The 15,450-nt window shown below is 54.3% G+C and carries 13 protein-coding genes; 5 read left to right on the top strand and 8 right to left on the bottom strand.

Annotation, left to right across the window (positions count from 1 at the left end; genetic code table 11):
* The first annotated feature begins 136 nt into the window (after positions 1-136).
* The 5 genes from typA to fabY all read left to right on the top strand — a co-directional run bounded on the left by typA (position 137) and on the right by fabY (position 5,003).
* Positions 137-1,960, top strand: coding sequence for a ribosome-dependent GTPase TypA (gene typA / locus FVB43_RS22190; protein WP_133846473.1), 1,824 nt, complete (start codon positions 137-139; stop codon positions 1,958-1,960).
* Between the two features lie 141 nt (positions 1,961-2,101).
* Positions 2,102-2,698 (top strand): glucose-1-phosphatase, encoded by a 597-nt coding sequence (yihX, locus tag FVB43_RS22195; RefSeq protein WP_133846472.1) that lies wholly within the window; start codon positions 2,102-2,104, stop codon positions 2,696-2,698.
* Positions 2,699-3,571, top strand: a complete 873-nt coding sequence (locus tag FVB43_RS22200; protein WP_133846471.1) for a virulence factor BrkB family protein — start codon at positions 2,699-2,701, stop codon at positions 3,569-3,571.
* The gene (gene dtd, locus FVB43_RS22205; RefSeq protein ID WP_133846470.1) at positions 3,568-4,005 is read left to right on the top strand and encodes a D-aminoacyl-tRNA deacylase; all 438 of its coding nucleotides are present in this window, start codon (positions 3,568-3,570) and stop codon (positions 4,003-4,005) included. The genes FVB43_RS22200 and dtd overlap by 4 nt, the downstream gene beginning before the upstream one ends.
* A 59-nt stretch (positions 4,006-4,064) precedes the next feature.
* Entirely contained in the window at positions 4,065-5,003 is a 939-nt protein-coding gene (fabY, locus tag FVB43_RS22210; RefSeq protein WP_167864792.1) for a fatty acid biosynthesis protein FabY, read from the top strand.
* Positions 5,004-5,016: 13 nt separating this feature from the next.
* On the opposite strand, the gene rluF is transcribed toward fabY, so the two are convergent.
* The 8 genes from rluF to gmk form a co-directional block, all read right to left on the bottom strand.
* Positions 5,017-5,889, bottom strand: coding sequence for a 23S rRNA pseudouridine(2604) synthase RluF (gene rluF / locus FVB43_RS22215; RefSeq protein ID WP_133846468.1), 873 nt, complete (start codon positions 5,887-5,889; stop codon positions 5,017-5,019).
* An 84-nt stretch (positions 5,890-5,973) separates the two neighbouring features.
* Positions 5,974-7,656, bottom strand: a complete 1,683-nt coding sequence (locus FVB43_RS22220) for an AsmA family protein (protein WP_159338302.1) — start codon at positions 7,654-7,656, stop codon at positions 5,974-5,976.
* A 116-nt stretch (positions 7,657-7,772) separates the two neighbouring features.
* Positions 7,773-9,161, bottom strand: a complete 1,389-nt coding sequence (locus FVB43_RS22225; protein WP_159338303.1) for a nucleobase:cation symporter-2 family protein — start codon at positions 9,159-9,161, stop codon at positions 7,773-7,775.
* Positions 9,162-9,261: 100 nt separating this feature from the next.
* Positions 9,262-11,343: an ATP-dependent DNA helicase RecG gene (recG, locus tag FVB43_RS22230; RefSeq protein WP_167864793.1), complete on the bottom strand. Its 2,082-nt coding sequence runs from the start codon at positions 11,341-11,343 to the stop codon at positions 9,262-9,264.
* Entirely contained in the window at positions 11,343-12,038 is a 696-nt protein-coding gene (trmH, locus tag FVB43_RS22235; RefSeq protein WP_133846464.1) for a tRNA (guanosine(18)-2'-O)-methyltransferase TrmH, read from the bottom strand. The genes recG and trmH overlap by 1 nt, the downstream gene beginning before the upstream one ends.
* 86 nt (positions 12,039-12,124) lie before the next feature.
* Positions 12,125-14,248: a bifunctional GTP diphosphokinase/guanosine-3',5'-bis pyrophosphate 3'-pyrophosphohydrolase gene (spoT, locus tag FVB43_RS22240; protein ID WP_133846463.1), complete on the bottom strand. Its 2,124-nt coding sequence runs from the start codon at positions 14,246-14,248 to the stop codon at positions 12,125-12,127.
* Between the two features lie 19 nt (positions 14,249-14,267).
* Positions 14,268-14,543 (bottom strand): DNA-directed RNA polymerase subunit omega, encoded by a 276-nt coding sequence (gene rpoZ, locus FVB43_RS22245; protein WP_133846462.1) that lies wholly within the window; start codon positions 14,541-14,543, stop codon positions 14,268-14,270.
* A gap of 56 nt (positions 14,544-14,599) precedes the next feature.
* Positions 14,600-15,223 carry a guanylate kinase gene (gene gmk / locus FVB43_RS22250; protein WP_133846461.1) on the bottom strand — a complete coding sequence of 208 codons (624 nt, stop codon included), beginning with the start codon at positions 15,221-15,223 and terminating at the stop codon, positions 14,600-14,602.
* Positions 15,224-15,450 lie beyond the last annotated feature (227 nt).

Below are 15,450 nucleotides of genomic sequence, written 5' to 3' on the forward strand. Positions count from 1 at the left end.
AAGTGCAATGTTTGCACTGAAAATGGCTGTAAATGCAATCCGGACAGTTATCTTTATATGAAATATGTGATCCTGTTCAGTCCTTCGATTAATCCGTGTACAATAGCGCGCTATTTCTAATGCCTGAGGCAAAGCTGTGATCGAAAATTTGCGTAACATCGCCATTATTGCCCACGTTGACCATGGTAAAACTACCCTGGTTGATAAGTTGCTGCAGCAGTCCGGGACCTTTGATGCCCGTACCGAAGCAACCGAACGCGTAATGGACTCCAACGATTTGGAGAAAGAGCGTGGGATTACCATCCTCGCAAAAAACACCGCCATTAAATGGAATGACTACCGCATCAACATCGTGGATACCCCAGGACACGCCGACTTCGGCGGTGAGGTAGAGCGTGTGATGTCAATGGTCGACTCGGTGCTGCTGGTTGTGGATGCAATGGATGGCCCGATGCCGCAAACCCGTTTCGTGACCAAAAAAGCGTTTGCTAATGGTCTGAAGCCGATCGTGGTAATTAACAAAGTCGACCGCCCTGGCGCGCGTCCTGACTGGGTTGTTGATCAGGTGTTTGACCTGTTCGTTAACCTGGATGCGACCGACGAGCAGCTCGACTTCCCGATTATCTATGCTTCAGCCCTGAACGGTATTGCAGGCCTGGATCACAACGATATGGCGGAAGACATGACCCCGCTGTATGAGGCGATTGTTAAGCACGTCTCTCCACCACAGGTTGAGCTGGAAGCCCCGCTGCAGATGCAAATCTCCCAGCTGGACTACAACAACTACCTGGGTGTTATCGGTATCGGCCGTATCAAGCGCGGTAAAGTGCGTCCTAACCAGCAGATCACTGTGATCAACAGCGAAGGCAAAACCCGTAACGCTAAAGTCGGTAAAGTTCTGACCCATATGGGCCTGGAGCGTATCGAAGCGACTGAAGCGGAAGCCGGCGACATCATCGCTATCACCGGTCTGGGCGAACTGAACATCTCTGACACCATCTGTGATACTCAGAATGTGGAAGCGCTGCCAGCCCTGAGCGTTGATGAACCAACGGTTACCATGTTCTTCTGCGTTAACACCTCTCCGTTCTGCGGTAAAGAAGGTAAGTATGTGACTTCACGTCAGATCCTTGACCGTCTGAACAAAGAACTGGTGCACAACGTGGCACTGCGTGTTGAAGAAACCCCAGATGCTGACGCCTTCCGCGTATCAGGTCGTGGTGAACTTCACCTGTCAGTTCTGATCGAAAACATGCGTCGTGAAGGTTTCGAGCTGGCGGTATCCCGTCCAAAAGTTATCTTCCGTGAATTCGAAGGCCGCAAGCAGGAGCCATTCGAAAACGTGACCCTCGACATCGAAGAACAGCATCAGGGTTCTGTGATGCAGGCGATGGGTGAGCGTAAAGGTGACATGAAAAACATGGATCCGGATGGCAAAGGCCGTGTGCGTCTCGACTATGAGATCCCAAGCCGTGGTCTGATCGGTTTCCGTAACGAATTCATGACCATGACTTCCGGTACCGGTCTGCTGTACTCCACCTTCAGCCACTACGACGATGTGCGTCAAGGCGAAGTTGGCCAGCGTCAGAACGGCGTGCTGATCTCTAACGGCCAGGGTAAAGCAGTCGCGTTCGCCCTGTTCAGCCTGCAGGATCGCGGTAAGCTGTTCCTCGGCCACGGTGCTGAAGTGTATGAAGGCCAGATCATCGGTATTCACTCACGTTCTAACGACCTGACTGTGAACTGCCTGACCGGTAAGAAGCTGACCAACATGCGTGCTTCCGGTACTGATGAAGCCACCACTCTGGTTCCACCTCAGAAAATGACCCTCGAGCAGGCGCTTGAGTTCATTGATGATGACGAACTGGTCGAAGTGACTCCACAGTCTGTACGTATCCGTAAACGTCACCTGACTGAAAACGACCGTAAGCGCGCAAGCCGCGGTCCGAAAGAAGCGTAATACCGCTTTTCTCAGGGCCGGAGTTTTCTCCGGTCCTGAGCTTCCTTCTGAATCTTCTCCGCAGTTTTCAAAATCCTCACCTGTTCAGTCTCTCCATTTACCGCTAGAGTGAATAACTCACCGGAACAAAAGGAGATGGCCATGCTGTATATCTTTGATTTAGGTAACGTCATTGTTGATATTGATTTCAACCGGGTTCTCGGTGTCTGGAGCGATCTGAGCCGCGTACCACTCTCGACGCTGCAAAGTCGTTTTCAAATGGGCGAGAGTTTTCACCAGCACGAGCGTGGTGAAATAAGTGACGAAGCGTTCGCACAAAAAATGTCTGATGAGCTGGGGCTGTCATTAAGCTATGAACAGTTTGCTGCCGGTTGGCAGGCGGTGTTCGTCGGCGTGCGCCCGGAAGTCATTGCCATCATGCATAAATTGCGTCAGCAGGGTGAGCGCGTGGTTATCCTGTCAAACACTAACCGTCTGCACTGTCAGTTCTGGCCGTCACAATATCCGGAGGTGAATGCTGCCGCCGACAAAGTCTATCTGTCGCAGGAAATGGGATTGCGTAAACCTGACCCGGCGATCTATCAACACCTGCTCAATGAAGAAGAGTTCTCCGCTGAAGAAGCGATCTTCTTTGATGATAACCCCGATAACATTGAAGCGGCGCGCAAGCTCGGTATTCACAGCCTGCTGATTACCGATGCCAGCGTGTTACCGGCTTTCTTTGCCGATCGCCAATAAATGCGCTTTCTCAATCATTATCGGCACCGACTACGGGCCTTTTGGGCATGGGTGAAGCTGCTGTGGCAACGCATTGATGAAGATGGCATGACCATGCTGGCCGGGCACCTGGCCTATGTCTCGTTACTGTCGCTGGTGCCACTGATTGCCGTGGTCTTTGCCCTGTTTGCCGCTTTCCCGATGTTTTCTGATGCCAGTATTCAGCTGAAAAACTTCGTCTTTAACAACTTTGTGCCAGCGGCTGGCGCCACGATCCAAAACTATCTGGAACAGTTTGTGGCTAACGTCAGCAAAATGACCGCTGTTGGCGTCGGTGGTCTGGTGTTCACTGCGCTCTTGTTAATGTATTCGATAGACTCGGCGCTTAACACCATCTGGCGCAGTAAACGTAAGCGGCCACTGGTCTACTCGTTTGCCGTCTACTGGATGATTCTGACCCTCGGGCCGCTGTTGGCGGGTGCCAGCCTGGCGATCAGCTCCTATCTGCTGTCGTTACACTGGGCGACGGTCAGCGGCGTGAGCATGCTGGTGGATGTCGGGTTACGGATATTCCCGCTGCTGCTCTCCTGCCTGTCGTTCTGGCTGCTGTACAGCATTGTCCCGACCACCCAGGTGGCAGGGCGCGATGCGCTAATCGGTGCGGTCGTTGCCGGGTTACTCTTCGAACTGGGTAAAAAGGGCTTTGCGCTGTATGTTACGATGTTTCCCTCGTACCAGCTGATTTACGGCGTGCTTGCTGTTATTCCCATTCTTTTTTTATGGGTTTACTGGACCTGGTGTATTGTTTTATTAGGGGCAGAAATTACCGCCACGCTGGGGGATTACCGCCAGCTTAAACAAGAAGAACAAGAAAGAGAGAACGAAGAATCATGATTGCCTTAATTCAACGGGCGTTATCCGCCAGCGTGACAGTGGCGGGGGAAACCATCGGGGAAATCGGGCCTGGGCTACTGATTTTACTGGGTGTGGAGAAAGGCGATACGCCTGAGCACGCGAAAAAGTTAGTCGATAAAGTCCTTGGTTACCGTATCTTCGGCGACGAAAACGACAAGATGAATCTCAACGTGCAACAGGCGGGGGGAAGTGTTCTGGTCGTGTCGCAGTTCACACTGGCGGCTGACACCAAAAAAGGGATGCGTCCGAGTTTTTCTGGTGGTGCTGCGCCCGCTGATGCTGAAAAACTGTATGAGTATTTCGCTGCCTGCTGTCGTGATAAAGGAATAGCCACGGAAACCGGGCGTTTCGCCGCTGATATGAAAGTGGCGTTGATTAATGATGGCCCCGTGACCTTCTGGCTGCAGGTTTGAAGCAGCTAGCCGAGCGGCAAAGGAATGGCCTGGCGGGACCTGAGAGAGAGAACCATTTTATGTATCACCTCCGCGTGCCAGAAACTGCAGAAGAGTTAGATACCTATTACCAGTTCCGCTGGGAGATGCTGCGTAAGCCATTACACCAGCCGATGGGCTCAGAACGTGATGCCTGGGATGCGTTGGCGCATCATCAGATGGTCGTGGACGAACAGGGCAATCCGGTGGCTATCGGCCGGTTGTATATCAATGCCGATAACGAAGCCGCCATCCGCTTCCTCGCCGTTCATCCGTCTGTCCAGGGGAAAGGCCTGGGAACACTGGTGGCGATGACGCTGGAGTCTGTTGCCCGTCAGGAAGGGGTCAAGCGCGTGGTGTGTAGCGCCCGTGAAGATGCGGTCGATTTCTTCTCTAAGCTTGGCTACCTCAATCAGGGCGAAATCACGGCGCCACAAACCACGCCGGTACGCCATTTCCTGATGATTAAACCCGTGGTGACACTGGATGATATTCTGCACCGTGCGGACTGGTGTGGGCAGTTGCAGCAGGCCTGGTATCAGCACATTCCGCTCAGTGAAAAAATGGGCGTGCGCATTCTGCAGTATACCGGTCAGAAATTTATCACCACGATGCCGGAAACCGGCAACCAGAATCCTCACCACACATTGTTTGCCGGAAGCCTGTTTTCACTGGCGACGCTCACCGGGTGGGGGCTTATCTGGCTGTTGTTGCGTGAACGTCACCTTGGTGGGACGATCATCCTGGCCGATGCCCATATTCGTTACAGTAAGCCTATCAGCGGTAAGCCGGGCGCAATCGCTGACCTCGGATCACTGTCTGGCGACCTTGACCGTCTGGCGCGTGGCCGTAAGGCGCGTGTGCAGCTGGAGGTGGAACTGTTTGGTAACGATGAGTCGGGTGCGGTGTTTGAAGGGGTATATATCGTATTGCCCGCCGACCCGGACGGCCCGTTAGAGCTGGGCGGGTGCGGCGGTTAATGAGAAAATGGCCTTAGCGGCCCTTTTTCTTACGGCCTGGCTGGTCAAAACGTTTGCGACCCGCCGGACTGGAAGGGGCTTTATCGGCGGATTTCGCCCCGCCTGATACCGGCTTTTTCGCGGTCGTTTTTTTTGCCGGAGCTTTCTTCGCAGATTTATCTTCGGAGGACGAATCCTCAATCAGTTTAAATAACGCGATCAGTTCATCGTCAGTCAAATCGCGCCATTCTCCCGGCGGCACGCCTTTCAGGCTGATGTTCATAATACGAACACGTTCCAGCTTGGTAACCTCGTAGCCAAAGTGCTCGGCCATACGGCGAATCTGACGGTTTAGTCCCTGTACCAGTGTGATGCGAAAGACAAACGGAGCTTCTTTCTTCACTTTACATTTTTTGGTGACCGTACCGAGCATCGGCACGCCTGCGCCCAGACCGCGAATAAACTCTTCGGTAACCGGTTTGTTGACGGTCACGATGTACTCTTTTTCGTGGTCGTTACCGGCCCGGAGGATCTTATTGACCAGATCGCCGTGGTTGGTCAGTAAGATCAATCCCTGAGAGTCTTTGTCCAGGCGGCCAATAGGGAAGACGCGCTTGCTGTGGTTAACGAAATCAACGATGTTGTCGCGCTCTCCATCTTCCGTAGTGCTAACGATACCGACAGGCTTGTTCAGTGCAATCAGCACCAGATCGTCTTCGTTACGCGGTTCAATAAGCTGACCGTTCACTTTCACCACATCGCCGGCAAAGACCTGATCGCCCACCGAGGCACGCTTGCCGTTAATAAAAACATTTCCCTGTTCGATGTAACGATCGGCATCGCGGCGAGAACAGATACCGCTCTCGCCAATGTATTTGTTAAGACGAATGGATGAGTTAGTCAGCATAGTTCCCCCGTAAAAAAGCGGACTATACCTTACCCGCGTGAGGTTGCGAAGCCCGGACGGGGCAGATATTGCCCCGAACGAGAATTACTGCGCGCCAGCGACCTGGCCTGCCTGCATGGTCTGTTGCACCGATTTCTCGCCTGCCGTCACTGTCAGCGCACCATTAGCAGACGATTTCAGTGATTGTGCCGCCGACAGACTGCCCTGTAATTTCAGCTGGAGATTGCCGTTACCCTGCAGTGGCACCTGTGGCCAGCCCCAGTCATGTAACACATTCACGGGCACCTGACGGCCACTCAGGGTCAACGATAGCGTACGTTGCGGTTGCTGGCTGACCGTGGCCAGGCCCTCCAGCATACCTTCATGGCTGAAAGCACTCATCTCCGTCACGTTGATGCTATTATCCCCGGCGTTGAGCGCCAGCGAGGGATGGCGCAGGTCGACACGGTTAAACGTGGCTTCGGCGGCATTGACGCTCAGATCGCCTGACCAGATTCCCCACTGATGTTGACGAGCCATCAGCAGATGGTTGCCCGTACCGTCCAGTGACGTCATCTGGAACGGGAAGTCCGGATTGATATCGATAATCAGGTTGCGGTTAGCGCTGAATTTGGTCACCTCAACGCTCGCAAGCCAGGAGGGCAGAGGTTGCATCCAGTGATCACGCCAGTTCAGCGGCAGGGTATATTCCAGCCCGGCGATGACCAGCTCATCCAGCGTCAGTTTTTTGTCGCTGCGCGTCCAGTTTCCCTGCGCCCGCACCAGGCCGTTGACCCAGCGAGAGCTGAACTGCGTGAGCGCCACGCCCTGCGCGGTGAAGTCCATATTGGCAATCGGATCGTTCAACTGCATGCTGCCATTCACAAAACTGCTGGCATTCATCGACAGTGAGCCGTTATCACTTTCCCAGTCGCCGTGACTGACGCTCAGATCTTTTAGGGTCAGGTCGAGATCGGTGACAGCCCAGTCTTGCCCTTCAAGGCGCGCATCGGTCACGTCAACACGGTCAAAATGCACCGCCGGCAGTGTGCGCAGGGGCTGCATGAAATCGCTAAGGTTTTTATTACTCTGAAGACGGATGCTGTTCAGACGTAGATTGGATACCTGCCAGACGCCTTTCACATCGCGCTGCGCGCTGGCGGTGACGGATCCCAGTGCCACATCGGCGCCAAGATTACTGAAGATAAGCTGTTGTCCTTTCAGACTGCCCTGAATCAACACGTTGGCGGCGGGAATGCCCTGCAACGTTAGCGAACCAGCACTCATCTGGAAGCTGGCCTCGTTGCCGAGCACCTTACCGGCTTCCGGTTTCCACGGCATCACACCGCCGTCAACCCGTTGTGCCTGTAACGGCCATTCACCCTGGTTACGGTTTAACGCCATCTGGCTCAGTTGCAGGCGGTCAGCTTGTAATGAAAGCGGCGCGCTCTTTTCGCTGAGGTTGAGTGTTCCCTGCTCAAGACGAATGCTGGCGAAATGGAGTGGGTTACTGAACTGGATAAGCCCAAGCCCGAGATTGACGCGTTTAGCCACCAGTGTTGCGGGCTGGCCTTTACGGCCGAAGGAGACATTGTTTAACAGCAGATGGCTGGGATCGGAAAAGTCATGCTCCATCTTACTGAGCGATAGCTGATAGTCACTGTCGGCACTGACCTGACGGCCAATCCAGCCTGCGCCCCACTGGGTTTGCAACAGCACATAGACGGTGACTATCACCAGCAGCAGCAGGAGCAGCAGGGTGAGTAATACTTTGCCGAAGAACTTCATCACATCCATCCCTATGAATTCTGGTAATGGATTGTTATGCCTGATTTATCGCCGTATCTCAACCTGTCCCGGCTTCGGGCGGAATTAAACCGCCCGGATCCGGGACAGAGAAAGGTTTATTTTTCCTGCGGGAAAACCAGATTCAGAATGATGGCAGTGATACCGCCTGCGGCAATACCGGAAGAGAGCAGCGTTTTCAGCCAGTCAGGGGCAAATTGTAAAATCAGCGGCTGCTGAGAAACGCCCAGACCGACAGCTAACGACAGCGCGATAATCATAATTGCACGGCGGTTCAGCGGCTCGCGTGACACAATGCGCACGCCTGAAGCGGCAATGGTCCCGAACATCACGATGGTGGCACCGCCGAGGACGGGCTCAGGAATATGCTGCACAAAGCCACTGACCGCCGGGAACAGACCGAGTACGATCAGCATTAACGACACGACAAAGCCGACATAGCGGCTGGCCACGCCAGTTAACTGGATCACGCCGTTATTCTGCCCGAAGCACGAATTGGGGAAGGTATTAAACAATGCCGAAACAAACGAGTTAAGGCCGTTGGCCAACACGCCGCCTTTCAGACGCTTCATATACAGCGGGCCGCTGACCGGTTGTTCGGAGACATCAGAAGTGGCGGTGATATCACCGATGGTTTCCAGCGAAGTCACCATAAATACCAGCATCAGTGGGATCAGCAAGTTCCAGTCGATGCCCAACCCATAATAAAACGGAGTAGGAATGGCGATCAGCGCGGTATTTGCCGGGGTCGTGTTTTCCGGCAGCATGCCCATCGCCCAGGCCAGCAGATAACCGACTGCCATCGCAATCACCAGCGATGCGACGCGCAGATAAGCGTTACGCTGGCGATTCAGCAGAATAATCACCGCCAGCACAGCACCTGCCAGCAGCAGATTTTTCGGTGCGCCAAAGGTGTGATCGTTCATCGCGGCAAACCCCCCACCGATGGAGGTCAGACCGACCTGGATCAACGACAGGCCGATAATCATCACGACAATACCGGAAACCAGCGGAGTAATAACACGACGCGCCAGATGCAGTACGCGTGACAGTGCCATCTCGGTGCAGGAGGCCAGCATCAGCGTGCCGAACAGGGCGGCCATCATCGTTGGGACGTCAGTGCCGCCGTTTTTCAATGCCAGACCACCCATAATCAGTGGTGTAACAAAGTTGAAGCTGGTGCCCTGAATCGACAACAGACCGGAACCCACCGGTCCCCAGGTTTTGATTTGCAGGATGGATGCCACGCCGGAAGCAAAGAGGGACATACTGATAATATGTTGCGTATCTTGCGCAGGCAGGCCAAGTGCCTGGCAAATCAGCAGTGCCGGCGTAATCACGGCAACAAACATCGCCAGCAGATGCTGACAGGCTGCAAACAGGGTTTGCGGTAACGGCGGACGATCTTCAAGGCGGTAAATCAGTTCGCTTTTGCCGGTAGCAACAGGGCTACGGTCGGCGGCAGCATCTTGGGTTTCAACGGACATCTTCAGGCTTCCCGGGGCAATAAAGTGGCGATTTTAATCTTCTTTTGCGTAAAAGCAATCGTTTGCCAACGCAGCGATCAGGTATCGAAAACATTCATGATCAGGCGTTGGTATAGCGTTCGGTTTCCGGTAGCCAGCGTTCAATCAGGGCGACCGCCTGCTCCGGATAGTGCTGGTGAATATGGCGTGCCACGCGCTGTACCTCGGGGATCATCGCCTGGTCACGCAGCAGGTCGGCCACTTTAAACTCGGCGTTACCGGTTTGACGCGTCCCGAGGAGCTCACCGGGGCCGCGAATTTCGAGATCGCACTGGGCAATGACAAACCCATCGTTGCTGTCGCGTAACACCTGTAAGCGCTTTTGAGCGGTTTTACTTAATGGGGCTTTGTACAGCAGTACACAATGAGAGGCGACAGCACCACGGCCTACGCGCCCGCGTAACTGGTGAAGCTGTGCAAGACCCAGGCGTTCAGGATTTTCAATAATCATCAGGCTGGCATTGGGAACGTCCACCCCAACCTCAATCACGGTAGTCGCAATCAGCAGGTGGATCTCACCCTGTTTAAACGCCAGCATGACGGCCTGTTTGTCCTGTGACTTCATACGGCCATGCACCAGCCCGATGTTCAGCTCAGGTAAGGCCAGCTTCAGTTCTTCCCAGGTGGCCTCGGCCGCCTGCGCTTCCAGCAACTCAGATTCTTCAATCAGCGTACAGACCCAGTAGGCCTGGCGACCTTCGCTGCCGCAGGCGCCTTTCACTCGCGCAATGATATCGGCACGGCGCGTGTCCGGGATGGCGACCGTTGTCACCGGCGTTCTGCCTGGCGGCAGTTCGTCAATGGTAGAGGTATCCAGATCGGCATAGGCGGTCATCGCCAGCGTTCGGGGGATGGGGGTGGCTGTCATGATCAACTGATGCGGATGGAAGCCCTGCTCCTCACCTTTTTCCCACAGCGCCAGACGCTGGTGGACGCCAAAGCGATGTTGTTCATCGATAATCACCAGCGCAAGGCCGTTAAACTGTACCTGTTCCTGGAAGATGGCGTGGGTACCGACAACCATTGACACCTGACCGCTGGCAATGGCTTCCTGTTGTGCGATGCGCGCCTTACCTTTCTGCTTTCCTGCCAGCCAACCCACTTCCAGCCCCAGTGGCGCAAACCACTGACGGAAATTATTCGCGTGCTGTTCGGCTAATAGCTCGGTCGGTGCCATCAGCGCCACCTGCTTGCCGTAAGCAATCACATTCAACGCAGCCAGTGCGGCGACCAGCGTTTTACCTGAGCCAACATCGCCCTGTACCAGGCGCATCATTGGATAATCGTGGGCAAGGTCAGTTTCGATCTCGCGTACCACCCGTGCCTGTGCATTGGTGGGTTTGAAAGGCAGCGCCGCCAGCAGTTTTTCACTCAGATTGTGGCGGGTTTCCATCGGCAGCGCATGATAACGCTGCGCTCCGGCACGCACCGCCAGCATGCTGAGGTTATGCGCCAGCAGTTCTTCCATAATCAAACGTCGCTGGGCCGGATGGGTACCGCTGTCGAGATCGGTCAGCGCCATATCGGGCGGCGGACGGTGCAGGGTACGTAACGCATTGGGCAGGCTGATTAACCCCCGGCTCAGTTCTGGCGGCAGCAGCTCAGCAATCGCACAGGTGTCCAGCAGAGTTAATGCCTGATCGGTCAGGTTACGTAGCGTTGCCTGCCGTATACCTTCGGTGGTGGAGTAAACCGGTGTCAGCGTTTCCTGAAGCTCAGTGACACTCTGATCGCCCTGCACCTTATATTCGGGATGGATGATTTCGGCGCCGCGTTGACCCCGTTTGATCTCACCGTAAGCGGTGACGCGCCGTCCGGTCGCGAGGCTGTTTTTCATTCCTGCATTGAAGTTAAAAAAGCGCAGGGTAAGCACACCACTGCCATCGCTGATCTGACAGGTCAGCATTCGACGGCGGCCAAATGAGATATCGCTATGCAGGACTTCACCTTCGACCGTGGCATAAATCCCCGGCAGCAGGTCGTTAATCGCATACAGTTGGGTGCGATCTTCATAGCGCATTGGCAGGTGTAACAGCAAGTCCTGCACGGTCAGCAGGCCCAGTTTGGCCAGTTTCGCCGTCTGGCTGGCACCCACGCCTGATAGCGTGTTAAGCGGCACTGCATCCAGCAGGCGGCCCTGCATTATTTACGCGCCCGGGACTGCATGGTAGCCCACCATTCCGGGTCGGCAACGACCTCACCCCGATCGTTGATTTCCGGATAGGGCAGCCCTTTATGCTTTGCCACGCGGGCCAGCACCGGATAGCCACCTTCAAACAGCAGCCGCTGCTGTTCACTGAATTCCAGCGTGCTCTCTGCGCGCAGATACATCCCGGCGTTTTGCCGCTGGCGCTGGGCTTCATAGAGGATCAATGCAGAGGCAACGGACACATTCAGTGACTGCACCATCCCAATCATCGGAATGATGATGTCCTGATCGGCGAGATCGAGTGCTTCCTGAGTGATGCCTGTTTTTTCCTGACCCATCAGAATGCAGGTCGGGCGGGTATAGTCGATTTCACGAAAATCGACGGCTTTATCGGAAAGGTTGGTTGCCAGAATCTGCATGTTCTGGTCTTTCAGATGGGTGACGGCGTCGGCGATGGTGCGGTGGGTTTTAACCTGCACCCAGCTGTTGCTCCCCGCGGCGGAAGAGACCATGGTGCGCATACGGCTACCCGGCCACACCGCGTGGACTTCATGTACGCCAACGGCATCAGCAGTACGGATTACCGCCGAAACGTTATGAGGTTTATGCACCTGCTCCATACACACTGTCAGATCGTGCTGACGGGCGGCAAGCATTGCGCGGATGCGGGCATAACGTTGAGCATTCATGCGAAGTAGACTCCCTAAAAATAAGTCATTCCGTCAGACCGGCGATCGGGGAGCAGGAAAAGACGGAGGTTTGCTCCGTCATTCCCTTAATTGCGGTTGCGGTGCACCTTGATCACATCCGGCATCACGCGAATTTTACGCATGATATTCGCCAGATGAACACGATCGCGCGCCGTCAGACGGATAAAGGCGCTGTACACACGACCATCTTTCTCTTCGGTGTTCAGGCTCTGAATATTGGAAGCGGCGGTATTGATCGCCGCAGTCAGATTGGCCAGTGCGCCCTGGTGGTTAAACATATCCACTTTAATTTCAGCCACAAACTCCTGCTCGGTGACCTTGTCCCACTCGACCGCCATGTATTTTTCGGGCTCTTTCTGATAGCCACGGATATTACGGCAGGATTCATGGTGCACGACCAAACCTTTGCCTGGACTGACGTGAGCAACAATCGGGTCGCCGGGGATCGGACGGCAGCACTTGGCAAACGTGATCAAAACACCGTCAGCCCCTTTGATCGGCAGCTTGCTACGCGTACCGCTGGTTGTTGATGTGCTGGTGGCCGGAGCATTTTGGTCGCTCTGTTGCAGGTTTTTCGCCACGACCACACTCATTGCGTTACCCAGACCGATTTCAGCCAGCAGGTCGTCAAGTGACGCCATCTTCATGCGCTCCAGCTCATGCTGGACGTTAGCTTCAGGGATCTCTGCCAGTTTACGGCTGCCACCCAGCGCATGATTAAGCAGACGACGGCCGAGGCTGACGGAGTCATCACGCTTAAGGTTTTTCAGCAACTGACGGATTTTGGCGCGTGCTTTGGAGCTGACGACAAAGTTCAGCCAGGCGGCGTTCGGACGGGCGCCTGGTGCAGTAATGATTTCCACGGTCTGGCCGCTGGTCAGCGACTGCGACAGGGGGTAAGGCTGGCGGTCTACGCGTGCACCGACGCAGGCATGGCCAATGTCGGTGTGAACGGCGTAGGCAAAGTCAACCGGTGTGGCACCCGCCGGCAATTCGACAATACGCCCTTCTGGGGTGAAAACGTAAATCTCATCCGGGAACAGATCGGATTTCACGCTCTCGATAAATTCAAAGGAGCTACCGGCACTTTGTTGCAGTTCCAGCAGGCTCTGCAACCAACGCTGTGCGCGGATTTGTGCGGTAGTGCTGCTTTCGCCCTGTTCTTTATAAGCCCAGTGCGCCGCGACCCCCATCTCTGCCATCTGATCCATATCTTCAGTACGGATCTGCACTTCAACCGGGACGCCGTGAGGACCGATCATTGAGGTGTGCAGGGATTGATAGCCGTTGGCTTTAGGAATGGCGATGTAGTCTTTTACCCGGCCTGGGCGCGGTTTATATAAACTGTGCATCTGGCCCAGCACGCGGTAGCAGGTATCCACATCACGCACGATCACCCGGAAAGCGTAGATATCCATAATCGAATGGAACCGTTGCTCTTTCAGGTGCATTTTGCAGTAGATAGAATAGAGATGCTTTTCGCGACCGCTGACGCGGCGGGTAATTCCCGCTTCTTCGAGGCGGCCGTCAATTTCAGAGAGGATTTTCTGAATCATCTCTTTACGGTTGCCACGTGCGGCTTTCACCACCTCTTTAATCACGCGATAGCGGTTCGGATACAGGGCTTCGAAGCCCAGTTCTTCCAGCTCGGTTTTCAGGTGGTGTATACCCAGGCGGTGTGCCAGTGGGCTATAAATTTCGAGTGTTTCTTGCGCAATACGGCGTTTTTTATCCGGACGCAGCGCACCCAGGGTGCGCATATTATGCGTGCGGTCGGCCAGCTTGATCAAAATGACGCGGATATCTTGCACCATCGCCATGATCATCTTGCGGAAGTTTTCAGCCTGCGCTTCTTTTTTGTCGCGGAACTTCAGTTTATCGAGCTTAGAAACCCCTTCTACCAGTTCAGCAACGGTCTGACCGAACAGCTGTTCCATATCCTGGTAAGTGGCGGGGGTGTCTTCGATAACATCGTGCAGAAGTGCGGCCATCAGTGTTTCATGGTCGAGCTTCATTTCAGCGAGGATGCAGGCTACGGCGACCGGGTGGGTGATATAAGGCTCACCGCTGGAGCGTGTCTGTCCCTCGTGAGCATCACGTGCGACAAGATAAGCTTGCTTGAGGCGCTTAATTTGCTCCTCAGGCAAGTATTTTTCAATCAGCTGATTGAGGCTTTCAAACAGATACAAGGCGGGCCTTCAAAGCGAATTAACGACGACCTTCAGCGATAGCGGTAACAGCCTGCAATTCAGCGGCTTCCTGCTCTTGCTGCTCCTGGCGATCGCGAACGTCGAGGATCTGATTCGTGATCAGGCCTTCTTCGATTTCGCGCAGCGCGATAACGGTAGATTTGTCGTTCTCTTCAGGAACCAGTGGGTCTTTACCACCAATCTGCATCTGACGTGCGCGACGTGCTGCTACCAGAACCAGGTCAAAACGGTTACCAATTTTTTCTACTGCGTCCTGTACGGTTACGCGTGCCATAAGTGTGATACTCCACGGGTGGTGACGAAATGACTGGGCATCATACTGAGTTGTCCTCAGTCTGCCAATAGTTTGCTGATTAAAGCATCATGACGGGCTTTTTGACGAGCCATACGCAGACGCTCTGCACGAATAATGTTTTTCAAATCGGACAAGGCCAGATCGAAATCATCATTCACGATCAGGTAATCGTACTCTGCGTAATGGCTCATTTCGGCAACAGCCTGCGCCATACGCTTGGTAATCACTTCTTCGCTGTCCTGGCCGCGGCCACGCAGGCGGCGGTCCAGTTCGTCTTTCGACGGTGGCAGCACAAAAATGCTGCGGGCTGCCGGCATTTTCTCGCGAATCTGTTTTGCACCCTGCCAGTCAATATCAAGAAACACATCAACGCCAGTCGACAACACTTGTTCAATCGCTTTACGCGATGTTCCATAGTAATTGCCGAACACTTCAGCATGTTCGAGGAACGCATCTTCGCTGATCATGGTGCGGAATTCGTCGTGATTGACGAAGTAATAGTGCTCACCGTGATTTTCACCCGGCCGTACCCCACGTGTGGTGTGGGAAACAGATACCTGAGTATCGTACAGCGGTTGCGTTTTCAACAACGCCTGAATCAGACTGGATTTACCCGCGCCGCTGGGGGCGGAAACAATAAAAAGTGTACCTTGAGCCATGATTATTCTTGATATGCCAATAAAGCGGAGTCTACTTCCTGCACAGTATACACAGGTGCAGCGCGTGATGCAGCGTTTAGGCCCTGTAATACGCCTTTTTCTGTCGAAATGGACAATGTTTCTCAAGTTTTTTGTCGTGTGATGTGCCCTGCAGCAGAAACCCCTGAAGCCAGCTTCCATCATTCTGCTTTCCCCCTCGCCAGTTCCCCTTTGCTGCGTTTTACTGC

It is taken from the genome of Erwinia rhapontici (genome assembly GCF_012271765.1).
Classification (GTDB): domain Bacteria; phylum Pseudomonadota; class Gammaproteobacteria; order Enterobacterales; family Enterobacteriaceae; genus Erwinia; species Erwinia rhapontici.

Coding starts and splice junctions, on each gene's coding strand:
- fabY (WP_167864792.1), top strand. CDS start 4,065: ATGTATCACCTCCGCGTGCCAGAAACTGCAGAAGAGTTAGATACCTAT.
- FVB43_RS22200 (WP_133846471.1), top strand. CDS start 2,699: ATGCGCTTTCTCAATCATTATCGGCACCGACTACGGGCCTTTTGGGCA.
- dtd (WP_133846470.1), top strand. CDS start 3,568: ATGATTGCCTTAATTCAACGGGCGTTATCCGCCAGCGTGACAGTGGCG.
- rpoZ (WP_133846462.1), bottom strand. CDS start 14,543: ATGGCACGCGTAACCGTACAGGACGCAGTAGAAAAAATTGGTAACCGT.
- yihX (WP_133846472.1), top strand. CDS start 2,102: ATGCTGTATATCTTTGATTTAGGTAACGTCATTGTTGATATTGATTTC.
- gmk (WP_133846461.1), bottom strand. CDS start 15,223: ATGGCTCAAGGTACACTTTTTATTGTTTCCGCCCCCAGCGGCGCGGGT.
- rluF (WP_133846468.1), bottom strand. CDS start 5,889: ATGCTGACTAACTCATCCATTCGTCTTAACAAATACATTGGCGAGAGC.
- FVB43_RS22225 (WP_159338303.1), bottom strand. CDS start 9,161: ATGTCCGTTGAAACCCAAGATGCTGCCGCCGACCGTAGCCCTGTTGCT.
- FVB43_RS22220 (WP_159338302.1), bottom strand. CDS start 7,656: ATGAAGTTCTTCGGCAAAGTATTACTCACCCTGCTGCTCCTGCTGCTG.
- trmH (WP_133846464.1), bottom strand. CDS start 12,038: ATGAATGCTCAACGTTATGCCCGCATCCGCGCAATGCTTGCCGCCCGT.
- recG (WP_167864793.1), bottom strand. CDS start 11,343: ATGCAGGGCCGCCTGCTGGATGCAGTGCCGCTTAACACGCTATCAGGC.